This is a genomic window from Klebsiella aerogenes KCTC 2190, assembly GCF_000215745.1.
GTDB lineage: Bacteria > Pseudomonadota > Gammaproteobacteria > Enterobacterales > Enterobacteriaceae > Klebsiella > Klebsiella aerogenes.
The window spans coordinates 3,797,418-3,812,906 of sequence record NC_015663.1 but is presented as its reverse complement, the minus strand read 5'-3'; the positions used below and the strand labels follow the sequence as shown (position 1 = coordinate 3,812,906).

Genomic DNA, 15,489 nt, shown 5'->3' with positions numbered 1-15,489 from the left:
ACATCGATCGGGTAGCCCGGATAAGACGCAGCGCGTCGCCATCCGGGACTCTCCTACAAGCTCAACAAGCTGGCGCTGGCGATCGTTCTCTGTTTCTGCAGCGCCGCCAGCGCCTCACCGGTCATCAGCGATATTGCCGCCGTTGGGCACACCGATACGCAGGCCGGGCCACCATCTCGCTGCTCGCAGAGATCGCACTTCACAATAACCGGCGGATGCGCCGCCGATGTTTCGATAGTAATCGCGCCAAATGGACAGGCGACGACGCAGCTCTGGCAGCCAATGCAGCGCCCGGCATCGGCTTCTACCCGCTCGGCGCCCATCGCCAATGCGCCGGTCGGACAGACCCCGACGCATGGCGCGTTTTCACACTGATGGCACATCACCGGCACGCTCAACGTGTCGAGTCGCATCACCTTCAATCGCGGATGAAACTCCGCCCCTTCCGCCACATGCTCCAGTGCGCAGGCGACTTCGCAGGTACGACAGCCGATACAGGCCTGTGAACTGGCAAGAATAAAATGGGTCATCACCGCTCCTTATGGTCAAATCGCGCCAGCATTTCGCTTGCGGCCTGGCGCCCGGCAACCATAGCCGTCACCACCAGATCGGCGCCATGTACCGCATCGCCGCCGGCATAGATTTTGTCATGGCTGGTCTGTGTGGTGCCGCGACCTTTGCCGCCCGTTACAATCTGCCCCCAGCGGTCAAGTTTGATGCCATGCCCCCGCAGCCACGGCATGTCGTGAGCCTGGAAACCAAACGCCAGCACCAGCACATCGGCCGGGAGTTCGAATTCTGAACCGGCAATTGGCCGCGGGCGCCGGCGGCCATCCGGCCCTGGTTCACCCATTTCGGTACGGATCATCCCGACGGCGCTGACCTGGCCTTTACGGTTACGCAGGATATATTGCGGCTGAACGTTAAACTGAAACGCCACGCCCTCCTCCCGCGCGTTCACCACCTCTTTTTTCGAGCCTGGCATGCTTAACTCATCGCGACGATAGGCGCAGGTTACGCTCTCGGCTCCGCGACGCACCGCGGTGCGCAGACAGTCCATCGCCGTATCGCCGCCGCCCAGCACCACCACCCGCTTACCCTTAATGTCGGTTAACGGATATTCGGCGCTCTCTTCAAGACCCATCACTTCACGGGTATTGGCAATCAGGAACGGCAGCGCCTGAATAACACCCGGCGCGTCTTCGCCATCAAGACCCGCGCCCATCAGCCCATAGGTGCCGACGCCTAAAAAGACCGCATCGTAGTTAGCCAGCAGTTCGCTAAAGTCCACGTCGCGCCCCACTTCCTGATTGAGATGGAAACGAATCCCCATATCGCTGAAGATCTCGCGCCGCAGCGCCATTACCGTTTTTTCCAGCTTGAAAGACGGAATGCCGAAAGTCAGCAGCCCGCCAATTTCAGGATGTTTATCAAAAACATCAACCTGTACCCCGGCGCGCGCGAGAATATCCGCGCAGCCCAGTCCCGCCGGGCCGGCGCCGATAATAGCCACGCGTTCCTGACGCGGGGCAACCTCGCCTGTGGTTGGCCGCCAGCCCATCGCCAGCGCGGTATCGGTGATATAGCGTTCCAGATTGCCAACCGCCACCGCGCCGCCTTCGTTTTTCAGCGTACAGGCACCCTCGCATAGCCTGTCCTGTGGGCAGACCCGGCCGCAGATTTCCGGCAGCGAACTACTTTGATGGCAGAGTTCTGCGGCCTCAATAATCTTGCCCTCACGCACCAGTCGGATGAAATCAGGAATATGGTTGTGTAACGGGCAGGTCCAGTTGCACCAGGCTTTTTGCGCACAGTACAGGCAACGCTCGCTTTCATATTCGGCATCACATTCGCTAAGGCGCTGGTAGATCTCGGCAAAATGCGCTTTTCGCTCTTCCGCGGCAAGCTTCTTCGCCCCCACCCGCGGCGCTTTATCCAGGATCGCTTCGCGCCTTGCGCCACGACGCTCGGCCAGCGGCTGCCCCTGGGCAGAGCGGATTTGTCTTTCCCGCTGCAACCGCTTCAGGGCGCTCTCGTCCATTACGCGCAGCGCCTGAGTCGGGCAACTGGCCACGCAGGCCTGCTCTGCTGAGGGGCGATCGCGACAAAGATCGCATTTTTGCGCCAGCTGCGGGCCATCTTCCCCGCTGGCGACCATCTCGATTGCGCCAAATGGGCAAGCGACGACGCAGTTTTTGCAACCGATACACTCGGACTGGGTAAACTGGATGCTGTCGTTGGCGACATACAGCGCCTGGGTCGGGCAGGAGGTGACGCAAGGCGCGTCGTTGCAATGGTGGCAAGTGGTCGCAGTACTGGTATTCCGGTGGAAGACAACATGGATGCGCGGAACAAACGCGCTGCGCTGTGCCGGCCAGGCATCCTGATGATGCGACGTGACGCAGGCCACTTCGCAGGCATGACATCCAATACAGTTCGCAACATCGGCCACAATAAATCGATTCATTTGCTTCCCTTTTATTCTTCTGGAATAGTCTTAGGGATGGATTGCAATATTCGGGCGATATTTGGCGCTCAACTTATGTAGCCATTCATTTTTGCGAGTCAGCTCAAATTATTACTCTCCTGTGGCTCTCGAATAAATAAAACCTCATCAAATCACCGGGATGGCATCTCAATTCCGCCCTGACTTTTTATCATTTTTATCTTCTTAGCGCTTATTTTGCCTACCAAAATGAGACGATATATATCTCAAACTGATATTCGCCATTTTTATTTCTGATGCCCGCTCGCAACGTTAAACGGGCCAGCAAGAAATAGACAAGCCAACCCGTGATTGATTTCACAAATATATTACTCCACTGCCGCATCGCTCATTTTTGGCACAGCTTACGCATAACCCTCCTAACGCATAAGCAACTCCGTGCGCGTTATACGCTGGTGAACATCATCAGCAGAGGGAGGCAATGGCCTTCGAATCGTAACTTCTGCCCTTTCAGTTCGGCACGGGCGGAAGTCGTAAAGGAGACAACTACTTCATGAAAGATTTTGCCATTCCGGCCTCACGCAATACGGCGACTGTCGCGCCGGTCGATGAGGTCCTGCCAATTACGCAAATGATTCTCTATGGATTGCAGCACGTGCTGGTGATGTACGCCGGGGCGGTGGCGGTACCGCTGGTGGTGGGCAACGCGGTCGGTTTGCCTGCGGAGCATATTATTTTATTAATCAGCGCCGATTTGTTTATTTGCGGCGCCGCGACCATCGTGCAATCGATGGGCATCAAGCAGTGGTTGGGCTGCCGCCTACCGCTGATCCAGGGCTGTACTTTCGCCGCGCTGATCCCGATGGTGCTTATTGGTAAAGAGTACGGTATCGGGGCGATCTCCGGCTCGGTTATCGTCTCCGGCATTTTTATCCTCTGCTGCGCGCCGTGGATTAGCCGCCTGATTCGCTTCTTTCCAAAGGTGGTGATGGGCGGCATTGTAACGCTGATCGGCCTCTCTATTATGCCGGTCGCGGGAGGATGGATTGGCGGCGGCAGCAGCGAGATGGCCGGTTTCGGCGATCTCTTCTCGCTGCTGATGGCGGCCATCACGCTGGTCATTATTCTTAACCTTTATACCTTCGCCACCGGCGTGGTTAAAAACACCTCGGTGCTGATCGGGCTGGTGATCGGCACTATTTTATGGAGCTTCTTCAAGCCGCTGGATTTTAACCTCGTCAACGCTACGCCGTGGCTACATCTGCCACAGGTGATGCAGTTCGCCCGGCCTGAGTTTCATATCGTGCCCGTCGCCCTGCTGTCGATGGTCATGGTGGTGGTGATGGTCGAAACCATGTCGTCCATCATGGCGACCGGCGATATCGTTGGTAAACAGGTCACAGCCAGCATGCTGCGTAACGGCCTGAATACCTGCGGACTGGCGACGACGATCTGCGGCTTCTTCAACCTGTTTCCCTACGCGGCCTTTGCGCAAAACGTCGGCCTGATTGGCCTGACCGGCGTACGCAGCCGTTTCGTGGTGTCGGTCTCGGGCGTCATTCTGATGCTGATGGGCATTTTCGCCAAAATGGCGGCGCTGGTGGTACTGATTCCGAAACCGATCCTCGGCGGCGCCGGTATCGTTATGTTCGGCATGGTTGCCGTTTCCGGTATTCGTACTCTCGGTCAGGTCAACTATCGCAACAATAACAACGGGATGGTGGTCGCGCTCACCCTTGGTCTCGGCATGATGCCGGTGCTGGTGCCGAATCTGTTTACCCAGTTCCCGCCGATGATGCAGCTGTTTCTGCACAGCGGCATCACTATCGGCACCCTGACGGCGATTGTCGCCAACCTGACGCTGAACGGCAGCGTGCCGTTCCGTATTTCTCACGATGTCCCGGAACCGGACCCGGCGCCGCCGAGCGCGGCTGCTCGCAACATGGCCGTGCGTACGGTACGCATGTGGCTGCTGCTGCGCAAGGTACAGAAAGGTCAAACCGCCGCTGACGGCCAGGAGTGATTGATGTCTATGTCGCAACGTCTGCTTTTTGCACTGTTGATGATGGCCCTGATGGCGGTTCCCGCCATCCAGGACGCCATTACCCTCGGAATTAACAGCCGTTTTATCTATCTGTTGCCGTACTATTTTTAAGGAGTCACACGATGGAAAAAGTCACCACCGTCTGTCCCTACTGCGCCGCTGGCTGTAAGCTGCGGCTGGTGGTGGACGACGGCATGGTCGTCGGCGCCGAAGCGGCCATGGGGAAAAACAATCAGGGCACCCTGTGTCTGAAAGGCTATTATGGCTGGGACTTCATTAACGATACCCAGATCCTGACCCCGCGTCTCAAAACCCCCATGATCCGTCGCCAGCGTGGCGGCAAACTGGAAGCCGTCTCCTGGGATGAGGCGCTCGATTACGTCGCCACCCGCCTTGGCGCCATTAAAGAAAAATATGGCCCGGACGCGATCCAGACCACCGGCTCCTCCCGCGGGACCGGTAATGAAACCAACTACGTGATGCAAAAATTCGCGCGCGCCGTTATTGGCACCAATAACGTCGACTGCTGCGCTCGCGTCTGACACGGCCCTTCGGTTGCAGGTCTGCACCAGTCGGTCGGTAACGGCGCCATGAGTAACGCCATCACGGAGATTGATAACACCGATCTGGTGTTTATCTTCGGTTACAACCCGGCGGATTCCCACCCTATCGTGGCGAATCACGTCATTAACGCCAAACGCAACGGGGCGAAAATCATCGTCTGCGACCCGCGCAAGATTGAAACCGCGCGCATCGCCGACATGCACATCGCGCTGAAGAACGGCTCGAATATCGCGCTGCTCAACGCCATTGGCCACGTCATTATTGCAGAGGATCTGTACGATAAATCCTTCGTCGCCAGCCGTTCCGAAGGCTTCGAGGAGTATCGCAAAATCGTTGAAGGCTACACGCCGGAGTCGGTGGAAGAGATAACCGGCGTCAGCGCTCAGGAGATCCGCGCCTGCGCCCGGATGTACGCCAGCGCCAAATCCGCCGCCATCCTGTGGGGCATGGGCGTCACCCAGTTCTACCAGGGCGTGGAGACCGTGCGCTCGCTGACCAGCCTCGCGATCCTTACCGGCAACCTCGGCAAGCCGAGCGTCGGCGTCAACCCGGTTCGCGGGCAGAACAACGTCCAGGGCGCCTGCGATATGGGCGCGCTGCCGGATACCTATCCGGGCTACCAGTACGTTAAGTTCCCGGAAAACCGCGAGAAGTTCGCCAGAGCCTGGGGCGTCGACAGCCTGCCGGAACATACCGGTTATCGCATCAGCGAGCTGCCGCACCGCGCCGAACACGGCGAAGTCCGCGCGGCGTACATTATGGGCGAGGATCCGCTGCAGACCGATGCCGAGCTTTCCGCGGTGCGCAAGGCGTTTGAACAGCTGGAACTGGTTATCGTCCAGGATATTTTCATGACCAAAACCGCCGCCGCGGCCGACGTCATCCTGCCGTCCACCTCGTGGGGCGAGCACGAAGGCGTGTATACCGCAGCGGACCGCGGCTTCCAGCGCTTCTTTAAAGCGGTGGAGCCGAAGTGGGATCTGAAAACCGACTGGCAGATTATCAGCGAAATCGCCACCCGGATGGGCTATCCGATGCACTACAACAACACCCAGGAGATCTGGGATGAGTTGCGGCATCTGTGCCCGGACTTCTACGGCGCCACCTATGAAAAAATGGGCGAGCTCGGCTATGTCATGTGGCCATGCCGCGATGAGTCCGACGCCGACCAGGGGACGTCGTATCTGTTTAAAGAGACATTCTCTACACCGAGCGGTAAAGCCCAGTTCTTCACCTGCGACTGGGTCGCGCCGGGAGATAAACTTTCTGAACAGTACCCGATGGTGCTCTCAACGGTGCGCGAAGTCGGCCACTACTCCTGCCGTTCGATGACCGGCAACTGCGCGGCCTTAACCAGGCTTGCCGATGAACCCGGCTATGCGCAAATCAACACCGCCGACGCCGAACGGTTAGGTATCGAGGATGAAGCGCTGGTGTGGGTCAATTCGCGTAAGGGTCGCATCATCACCCGCGCGCAGGTCAGCGATCGACCGAATAAAGGCGCGGTGTACATGACCTACCAGTGGTGGATCGGCGCCTGTAACGAGCTGGTGTCAGAGAACCTGAGCCCGATAACCAAAACGCCGGAGTACAAGTACTGCGCGGTTAACGTTGAACGGATTGCCGATCAGCGCGCGGCGGAGCAGTACGTGATCGAGGAGTACAACAAGCTGAAAGCCCGCCTGCGCGAAAGCGCGATGGGTTAAGGTTCGGCGGCCTTACCCGATATCCGGCCCCTCCCCCGGTGGCGCTTACGCTTACCGGGGCTACCCAACCGAATACCGAACCGTAGCCCGGATAAGGCGCTGTGCGCCGCTATCCCGGGAACCCTCCCCCGGTGGCGCTTACGCTTACCGGAGCTACCAACCGAATACCAAACCGTAGCCCGGATAAGGCGCTATGCGCCGCTATCCGGGAATCCTCCCCCGGTGGCGCTTACGCTTACCGGGGCTACCAACCGAATACCGAACCGTAGCCCGGATAAGGCGCTATGCGCCGCTATCCGGCCCCTCCCCGGTGGCGCTTACGCTTACCGGGGCTACCAACCGAATACCGAACCGTAGCCCGGATAAGGCGCTGTGCGCCGCTATCCGGGAACCCTCCCCCGGTGGCGCTTACGCTTACCGGGGCTACCGACCGAATACCGAACCGTAGCCCGGATAAGGCGCTATGCGCCGCTATCCGGGAACCCTCCCCGGTGGCGCTTACGCTTACCGGGGCTACCAACCGAATACCGAACCGTAGCCCGGATAAGGCGCCATGCGCCGCTATCCGGGAACCCTCCCCGGTGGCGCTTACGCTTACCGGGGCTACCAACCGACTACCGAACCGTAGCCCGGATAAGGCGCTGTGCGCCGCTATCCGGGAACCCTCCCCCGGTGGCGCTTGCGCTTACCGGGGCTACCAACCGAATACCGAACCGTAGCCCGGATAAGGCGCTATGCGCCGCTATCCGGGAACCCTCCCCCGGTGGCGCTTGCGCTTACCGGGGCTACCAACCGAATACCGAACCGTAGCCCGGATAAGGCGCTATGCGCCGCTATCCGGGAATCCTCCCCCGGTGGCGCTTACCGGGGCTACTAACAAAACAGCAGCCCCGTTACAAGATCACGATTTAATCGCGTGTTGAATGGAATCAATAATCGGCTGATAGCCGGTACAGCGGCACATATTGCCTTCTAATACATCCTTTATTTGCGCTTCGTCCGGATGCGGCTCTTTGGTTAATAATTCGGTGGCGCTGACCAGTACTCCCGGCGTACAGAACCCGCACTGCACGCCGCCCTTCTCAATAAATGCATCCTGTAATTTTTGCGTAATCGGATTATCGTTTAACCCTTCGAGCGTCTCGATCTCCGCTTCATCACACTGTTCGGCCAGTACCAGACAAGAACAAACGGCGTTACCGTCCATCAGCACCGTGCAGGCGCCGCATTCGCCAATCGAACATCCCTCTTTGGTGGCGGTAAGATGCAATGTATCCCGCACCAGATCCAATAGGCGCATATTGCCTTCTACTTTTGCTTCCACCAGCTTGCCGTTTACCTTCACTTTAATTGTGCTCATAGCTCTATCCTGTACAGGGCGCTCTGGCGCCCTGATTGAATCATTAAATCCCTGAGGCCCGTTGCGCCTCGGCCATCATGTCGCGGAACATATTGACGAACACCGGCTGCTTATATGCCGCCGACCAGCGCTTACCGATGGCCGCATAGATAAGCTTGTCCAGCACCTCGCAGGCGCTGTTAATCGTGTCGCTATTTAACGGTTTCCCTAGCAGGCAGCGTTCAATATCCAGTAACCGCTGCGGCTTACTGAACAGCGCGCCGTCCACCAGACGGCAGTAGCTCACCGTGCCATCATCAGCAAAATCGAGCAGCGCGCTCAGGCTCTGACGGGTGATGTTGAGCGCGTTGCGCCGCCCTAACTGGTGATAGAAACCTTTAGCCCGCGGGCGCGCCGGCGGCGGCAGTATCACTTTGGTCAAAAGTTCATCCGGCTGGCGCTGGGTCTTGTAGCCGGACAGCAAAAACTCGCCCAGACCGAGGGTGCGTACGCCATTTAGCGAGCGCAGCTCGATGCGCGCGTCATAGAGGATGGCAGGTGGAATGGAATCGCCGCAGGGCGCGGCGTTGACGATATTGCCGCCGATGGTGGCGCGATTACGGATCTGGTGCGAACCGACGGTATGACAGGCCTGCACCAGCAGCGGGTAACGTTCGCGCAACAGCGGATGATCGGTAATACGGTTAAAGGTCATCGCTCCGCCAATGATGACCTCATGGCTGACCGGATCTTCGCTCACCTGCGTCAACTCCGGCAGACGGGAAATATCAACCAGCCGCATCGCGCGGGTTTGCAGACGCCCCTGCACAATTACATCGGTACCGCCGGCGATAGCCGTCACGCCCTCTTGCGCCAGCAGAGTTAACGCCTCCTGCAGGCTTTTCGCGCGAATCACTTCCACGTCAGTGAGGCGCAGCACCTGCTTCTTGTTTTCCGCCTCCAGCATCATTTCGCTTTGGCGAACCGGCTTTTTCAGGTTGTAGCCGAGGATCACCTGTTCGAGGGTCAACGGTAATTTATTAAACCGCGTCTCGAGGGCAAAACTCACCGCGTTGTTGATAGCCGCCGCCGCCAGTTCAGTGGCTGGTTCGCCGATCCCCTTCGCCCCCAGAGGCCCGGCGATATCCGGGTTTTCTACGCCGATAATCGTCATCGGCGGAATATCTTTCATCGTCGGCAGCAGGTAGCTGTCGAAGTTTTCCGATTTGACCTGGCCATTTTCAATGTTGAAGTCTTCCAGCAGCGCGTAGCCAAAACCCTGCGCCACGCCACCGTAAACCTGACCTTCAAACCCCACCGGGTTGAGTACCCGGCCCACGTCATGGGCGGCGGTAACATGCAGCAAATCGGTTTTACCGGTGCTGGTGTTCACTCTTACCTCAGCCACCTGGCAGCCGTAAACCCAGGTAAAGTACGGGCTGCCGCAGCCTTTTTCTTCATCCCAGTGAATGGGCGGCGGCACAAACCAGCCGTATTCGGTCAGGCTGACGCTGGCCCATTTGGTTTTATTAACCGCGGTTTTGAAATCAATACGCCGTTCACTGTCCTGGACGTTGATGATAAAGCCATCCTGCCACAAGGTTTCAGCCAACTCGCGGGTGCCGATGCTGTCGCCGACGACGCTGAGAATGCGGCGTTTTATCTTGTCCGCGGCGTCAAGAATCGCCCCACCGCCGACCATAGTCCCACGAGTTGCCGCCGTCGATCCGCCGTCGCCGATAACCGAGGTCGGCGGTTCCATAAAATGCAGTTCAGATAGAGGAATACCAAAGGCTTCCGCGGCGATTAGCGACATCGCGGTTTGCAGACCCTGACCGTTTTCAGAAACCGATGTCGCCAGATTGACGCTGCCGTCCTCATTCACCTGAATGAGCGCCGTCGAGGTATCAACCCCTTCCGCGCCGATGGAACAACCACGGTAGCTCAGCGCCAGGCCAATGCCATAGCGATAAACGCCGCCTTTTTGATTCAATTCACGATAGTGTTGGCGTTTTGCCGCAAATTCCGAGGCATTCACCGCCTTACTCAGGACTTCAGTCGCCGAGACGGTGTGTTTATCAAACCGCTGCCCGGTGACCGAGGTATCGCCCTGACGCAGCGCGTTCACTTCACGCACCGCCACCGGCGAGAGATTGAGCACGTCGGCAATTTCATCCATAAATGATTCGTTGGCGTAAACCACCTGTGGTGAACCGAAACCACGCATCGCCGAGGTATAGCTGTTGTTGGTATAGACGGCTTTAACGTCGATATGGACGTTATCAATATTGTACGGCCCAGCGGCCTGCACCGAAGAACGCCAGGTGACGAACGGGGAGGACGCCGCATAGCCGCCGCTGTCGGCAAGAATATCGATTTTGATCGCCAGAATGCGTCCGTTGTCGTCCACCCCGGCGCGATACTTCATTTTATAAGGGTGGCGCTTACAGCTTTCGATAATGGACTGCTCGCGGGTGTAGGTAAATTTCACCGGACGACCGGTCAGGCGCGTCATCAATGCGGAACGGCAGGCCAGGTGATCGATGATGTCATCTTTGCCGCCGAACGAGCCGCCCATCACCGCGCGTTTGACGTTAATCTGGCTTTGCGGACAGCCCATAAACTTAGCCACGAAGCTGCGTACGCGGTGCGGGTTCTGAATGGAGCCGGAGATAATCAGGCTACCATCGGTGGGGTCAAGCCAGGTCAGTACGACTTCCGGTTCAATGTAAGCGTGTTCCTGGAAGCCCACTTCATATTCACGTTCAATCACGTGACTGGCTTCGGCAAAGCCTTTGGCGATGTCGCCTTTAACGGTGTGGTGATGGGCGGCGATATTATCGCTGCGCTCCGGGTGAATTCGCCGGGCGTCCGCCGCCAGCGCGGCTTCTACGTCCGTTAGCGGCTTATAAGGCGTATAGCGCACATGAATTTTATCCGCCGCTTCGCAGGCGGCTTCATAACTGGTTGCCGCCACCACGGCGACGACATCGCCGTGAAAGACCACCTCGTCTTTGACGATAGGCAGATAATCTTTGACGATGATCCCCACGACCGGTGTACCGGGGATATCCTGCCAGGTGGCGATTTTTACTACGCCTGCAACATTCAGCGCCTCGCTAAGATCTATCGCCTCGATTTTCCCGGCGGGTATATCCGCAAAGCGGCAAACGCCATACAGCATGCCCGGTAAGGTAATATCGTCGCCATAAACGGCCGTTCCTTTGACTTTCGCCAGTCCATCCACGCGCCGTAGCGGCGCTGAAGGTGAAGCACACATAACAGTCCCCTCAATGATTATCCGTTGCGGGCAATCCCGGGTTTGCTAAACGTCGCGCTATCCATAACCCATGGGAAAAGCCACATCACCGATAACAAATCCAAGATTTGTGCCAGAAATCAATGAGGTGCCGTTTAAGCTTCGTTTTTGTGAGTCGTCGCGCAAAATGCGGCTAAAGTGCAGAGAAAATAGCGCAGCTAAGGCCGCGGTCCGCAGGCCAGTAACATTTCGCCGTCGTTTTTATCAAAGTGATAGCCCGGTTTTCTCAAATTAATAATTTGCCCGTGTGTTAAACGGTATAGATACGGATCTCGTGTTCACGGAAAGCATCCCGGTATTTACGGCTGATGTTTTCCTCCACCACCAGCACGTCAATGGCGCTGCTTTCAGCTACCACAAAACGCGCGACGGCGGGGATTTTATCTGAGGTTAAGCCAACGATAATTTCACTGCACTGTTTGATAACCGCTTTCTTAAATTCACAATCGGCGTGATCAAAGCCGGTTAGACCTGACTCCGGAGCCATTGCGCAGCCGCCAATAAATCCCTGATCGAAGAGGATCCCCTGCACCTGGGCCACCGCCGATGCGCCGACACAACCGCCTGCCGCGCGTTGCACCAAACCTCCGAGCATCACAACCTCGTAAAGCGGTTTTTTAAGCAGAACCGCCGCGATTTCCGGAGAATTGGTAACCACGGTTAAGGCCAGTTCGCCCGGTAGCGCTTCCGCCATGGCCAGATTGGTGGTGCCGGTATCAATAAAAATACAGCCGCCCGGTTTCACTAGCTGTGCGCATTTCTGTGCGATTCTGCTCTTTGTTGCCCTGTTTTTCTCTTTACGTTCGTTGTACTCCATGGATTCCGGCAGGGTCATCACCGCGCCGCCGTAGACTTTCTTACAATATCCGTCTTTGCTCAACTCATGAAGATCGCGGCGAATAGTGTGTTCAGAGACCTGTAAGCGCTGGGCCAGATCGGCGCAGACGACCCTACCGTCCTCCTGCAGGATCTGACAAATCAGCGCTTGTCGTTGCTGAGGGAAAGCTGCATAATCGAGCACAACAACTCCTTAAAATAAACATAACGAGCAGAAAAGAGCATAATCGTTCACTTATGCGCATGCTGTCAACCCGACCCTTTACGAGGTAAACCATGAAAGTTGCCCATATCGCCCTCTGGACCCGCCATCTTGAGCAGCAAGCACGCTTTTGGGTGGAGTTTTTTGCCGGTGAAATCAACGAAAAATACCGTAGTAAAACCAATCCTGGTTTTGAATCCTACTTTGTAAAAATTGGCTCTGACGTGGCCATTGAGTTAATGACCAAACCCGGTTTACATGACTCGACCCACGATAACAACCATACGGGGTGGGTGCATCTGGCGATCGCCGTCGGCGGCACGGAACAGGTGAATGCGTTAGCCAAACGCGCTGAAATGGCGGGAATTTTAGTCTCTGCCCCACGCACCACCGGCGATGGCTATTATGAGGCGGTTATCAAAGACCCTGATGGAAACCTGGTGGAAATCGTCGCATAGTAAGGCAAATCCACATGAAGGAGTCGACCGTGGCACATTATCGCGTTATTGATAAAGCGAGCTGGCCTCGCCTGGATCACTTTACGTTCTACCGTACCTTTGCCAATCCCAGCTTCAATCTGTGCGTGCCGGTAGAAGCGCAACAGTTGTACACCTGCGCGAAAGACCGGGGCGTTTCCTTCTTTCAACTGGCGTTATTCGGCCTGTTGCGTGCGGCCAACGCCGTACCGCAGTTGAAACAGCGCCTGCGCAACGACGATATCATCGAATATGACGCCATCTCGGTGATGACGCCGATCATGACGGCCAGCGAAGGTTTTCGCCAGGTATGGTGCGATAACGCCGCTGATTTCCCCGCGTTTAGCGCCGCCGCAACGCCGCGCATTGAGGCCGCAAGAAGCACCAATCCCTCACCGCTTATTGTGGAAGAAGAAAATTTCTTTTGCGCCAGTTGCCTGCCGTGGCTGCACTTCAGCGCCATGACCCATGCGGAATACTACGTGGGCGCGGCGGTGCCCGCCCTGACGTGGGGGAAACTGAAAAATGGCATCATTCCGGTTGCCGGCCGATTTAATCACGCTTTTGTGGATGGCCTGCACGCCAGCCGTTTTTATGCCGAAGTTGAATATTATTTCGCTAACCCGCAGGCCCTGTGGCTGCCGGTTGAGGCCCGCGATTAGCTGCCGCGGCATAAAGAACAATCCACTATGACTTCCCCGAAAACCGGCATTATATTGCCGGTTTTTTGCTAATGCGAAATGGCTATAAACCATAGCGTTTCGTTGTTAGACAGTATTCAGCGCGCCTCTTATCTTCGTCATGAATTGTAAATAACAACGCAATCATTTGATGAGGTAGCACTTTTGTCCAGATTACGGCAAGGATTAAAAACCCGACAAACGCGCTTCGCGCTGGCGCTGAAAGTGGCGTTGCTCGGTAGCATGGTGGCATTTTCTTCTGTCGCCAACGCCGACGATATTCTTAAAGAAGGGATCACTCCCGCAACCGATGCCAGCCAGATCCCGGCCAGCGCCAAACTGCGTAAAGACACGGTAGTGGCCGGCATTTCCGAACCGCAGGGGATCTTTAACCCTTACTTCTTCGTCAACGGTTGGGATGAGAACGTCACCAACGTTATTTTCTCGCGCCTGATTGACTGGGACAGTCAGGGTAAGCTGGTGCCGGGGCTGGCTGAGAGCTGGACGGTGAGCGCGGATAACAAAGTCTATACCATCAAATTACGCCCAAACCTGACCTTCAGCGACGGATCGCCACTCACCGCGGAGGATGTCGCCTTTACGCTGACCGTTCTTCTCGATCCGAAATATGACGGCGATACCGATATTACTCTGGCCAATATCGCCGGCGGCGCAGAATATAAAGCCGGCAAAGCCGATAGCGTGAGCGGCCTAAAAGTTATCGATCCGCTGACCTTACAGGTTACTACCACCCAGCCGGGCGCGACAACGCTGGCGAAAATCGGCGGTCCGGTATTATCGAAAGCCTGGTACGGCAAAGGGTATCAACGCGGAAATCTGGATTATCTGCGCTCTCTGCACGGAAAACCGCTGGGTAACGGTCCTTATGTCTACGATAAATATATTCCCGGGCAGGAGATTCGCTTCCACGCCAACACGCATTTTTATCGCGGTACGCCGCCAACGCCGCGCTTTATCTATCGCGTGACCAATCCGTCTACCAATTTCCAGCTATTCCAGACCGGCGAAACCGACTACGACGCCTTCACCTCGCGCCCGGATGATATTGAGCAGCTTAAGATGCTCGGTTTTGCCAATATCAACCTGTACGGCTCCAGCGACTACAGCCAGGTGGAGTTCAACCTCCATCGCCCGGCGCTGCAGGATAAAAAAGTGCGTCAGGCGCTGATTTACGGGCTGGACCGCCAGAAGTTAATCGACGTGGTGTATCAGGGATACGGTAAGGTAGCCATTGAACCAATCGCGCCTATTTCCTGGGCCTTCAATGCGCAGGGCGTCAACCCCTACCATTACGATCCGGTGCAAGCGAAAAAACTGCTCGATGAAGCGGGCTGGCTGCCTGGCGCCGATGGCATCCGCGTGAAAGACGGTAAGCGGCTGGAATTGACCCTACTGGCGAGCAAAAAAGTCATTAACGATGCGCTGATCCCAATTGCCAAAGAGAACTGGCGGCAGATAGGCGTGCTGCTGAAACCGCAGGTGGTTGATTTCAACGCGCTGATGGCGCAGCGCAAAGCGGGTAATTACGATCTGGCGTCGTTTAGCACCAGTACTCTCAACGATCCGCATGACGGCGTGTGGGACTTCTACAGCAGCGAGGCCAAAGAGTCGGGCTATCACAACGCTGAAGTCGATAAGCTTATCAATGCGGGCAACGCGGTGCTGGATGTCGAACAACGCAAGCCTATCTATCACCAGCTGTATCAGGTGCTGGCCGAGGATCCGCCGGTTATCCTGCTGGGATACCGGGAAATTCTTTCCGCCAGCAGCGCCCGGGTGACCGGCTTTAAGCCGGATATCTATAACGGCCTCACCGGCAGTTTGCCGGACGTGAAAATCGTGAAGTAAATCCCCC

12 protein-coding genes are annotated in these 15,489 nt (G+C 56.7%); 7 read left to right on the top strand and 5 right to left on the bottom strand.

The window, feature by feature from the left end:
• Positions 1–53: 53 nt before the first annotated feature.
• Together EAE_RS17950 and ygfT are read right to left on the bottom strand one after the other, a co-directional pair.
• Positions 54–530, bottom strand: a complete 477-nt coding sequence (locus tag EAE_RS17950; RefSeq protein ID WP_015366911.1) for a 4Fe-4S dicluster domain-containing protein — start codon at positions 528–530, stop codon at positions 54–56.
• On the bottom strand, positions 530–2,467 hold the full coding sequence (ygfT, locus tag EAE_RS17945; protein ID WP_015705207.1) for a formate-dependent uric acid utilization protein YgfT: 1,938 nt from the start codon (positions 2,465–2,467) through the stop codon (positions 530–532). Before ygfT ends, EAE_RS17950 begins: the two co-directional genes overlap by 1 nt.
• Positions 2,468–2,999: 532 nt before the next feature.
• On the opposite strand from ygfT, the gene EAE_RS17940 reads away from it, so the two are divergent.
• From EAE_RS17940 to EAE_RS25275, 4 genes are all read left to right on the top strand, one after another.
• Positions 3,000–4,469 (top strand): nucleobase:cation symporter-2 family protein, encoded by a 1,470-nt coding sequence (locus tag EAE_RS17940; RefSeq protein ID WP_015366914.1) that lies wholly within the window; start codon positions 3,000–3,002, stop codon positions 4,467–4,469.
• Positions 4,470–4,472: 3 nt separating this feature from the next.
• The gene (locus EAE_RS25420) at positions 4,473–4,601 is read left to right on the top strand and encodes a hypothetical protein (RefSeq protein ID WP_015366915.1); all 129 of its coding nucleotides are present in this window, start codon (positions 4,473–4,475) and stop codon (positions 4,599–4,601) included.
• 11 nt (positions 4,602–4,612) lie between these two features.
• Positions 4,613–6,760, top strand: a complete 2,148-nt coding sequence (fdhF, locus tag EAE_RS17935; RefSeq protein ID WP_150377918.1) for a formate dehydrogenase subunit alpha — start codon at positions 4,613–4,615, stop codon at positions 6,758–6,760.
• 401 nt (positions 6,761–7,161) lie between these two features.
• Positions 7,162–7,479: a hypothetical protein gene (locus EAE_RS25275; protein WP_015705206.1), complete on the top strand. Its 318-nt coding sequence runs from the start codon at positions 7,162–7,164 to the stop codon at positions 7,477–7,479.
• A 182-nt stretch (positions 7,480–7,661) separates the two neighbouring features.
• On the opposite strand, the gene EAE_RS17925 is transcribed toward EAE_RS25275, so the two are convergent.
• The 3 genes from EAE_RS17925 to EAE_RS17915 all read right to left on the bottom strand — a co-directional run bounded on the left by EAE_RS17925 (position 7,662) and on the right by EAE_RS17915 (position 12,439).
• On the bottom strand, positions 7,662–8,120 hold the full coding sequence (locus EAE_RS17925; protein ID WP_015366918.1) for a (2Fe-2S)-binding protein: 459 nt from the start codon (positions 8,118–8,120) through the stop codon (positions 7,662–7,664).
• A gap of 43 nt (positions 8,121–8,163) precedes the next feature.
• Positions 8,164–11,379, bottom strand: a complete 3,216-nt coding sequence (locus EAE_RS17920; RefSeq protein WP_015705205.1) for a molybdopterin cofactor-binding domain-containing protein — start codon at positions 11,377–11,379, stop codon at positions 8,164–8,166.
• Positions 11,380–11,668: 289 nt separating this feature from the next.
• Positions 11,669–12,439 (bottom strand): DeoR/GlpR family DNA-binding transcription regulator, encoded by a 771-nt coding sequence (locus EAE_RS17915; protein WP_015705204.1) that lies wholly within the window; start codon positions 12,437–12,439, stop codon positions 11,669–11,671.
• A 92-nt stretch (positions 12,440–12,531) separates the two neighbouring features.
• On the opposite strand from EAE_RS17915, the gene EAE_RS17910 reads away from it, so the two are divergent.
• The 3 genes from EAE_RS17910 to EAE_RS17900 all read left to right on the top strand — a co-directional run bounded on the left by EAE_RS17910 (position 12,532) and on the right by EAE_RS17900 (position 15,482).
• Positions 12,532–12,915, top strand: a complete 384-nt coding sequence (locus EAE_RS17910; RefSeq protein ID WP_015366921.1) for a glyoxalase/bleomycin resistance/extradiol dioxygenase family protein — start codon at positions 12,532–12,534, stop codon at positions 12,913–12,915.
• Positions 12,916–12,944: 29 nt separating this feature from the next.
• The gene (locus tag EAE_RS17905) at positions 12,945–13,595 is read left to right on the top strand and encodes a CatA-like O-acetyltransferase, family 1 (protein WP_015366922.1); all 651 of its coding nucleotides are present in this window, start codon (positions 12,945–12,947) and stop codon (positions 13,593–13,595) included.
• Between the two features lie 183 nt (positions 13,596–13,778).
• Positions 13,779–15,482: an ABC transporter substrate-binding protein gene (locus EAE_RS17900; protein ID WP_015705202.1), complete on the top strand. Its 1,704-nt coding sequence runs from the start codon at positions 13,779–13,781 to the stop codon at positions 15,480–15,482.
• Positions 15,483–15,489: the final 7 nt, after the last annotated feature.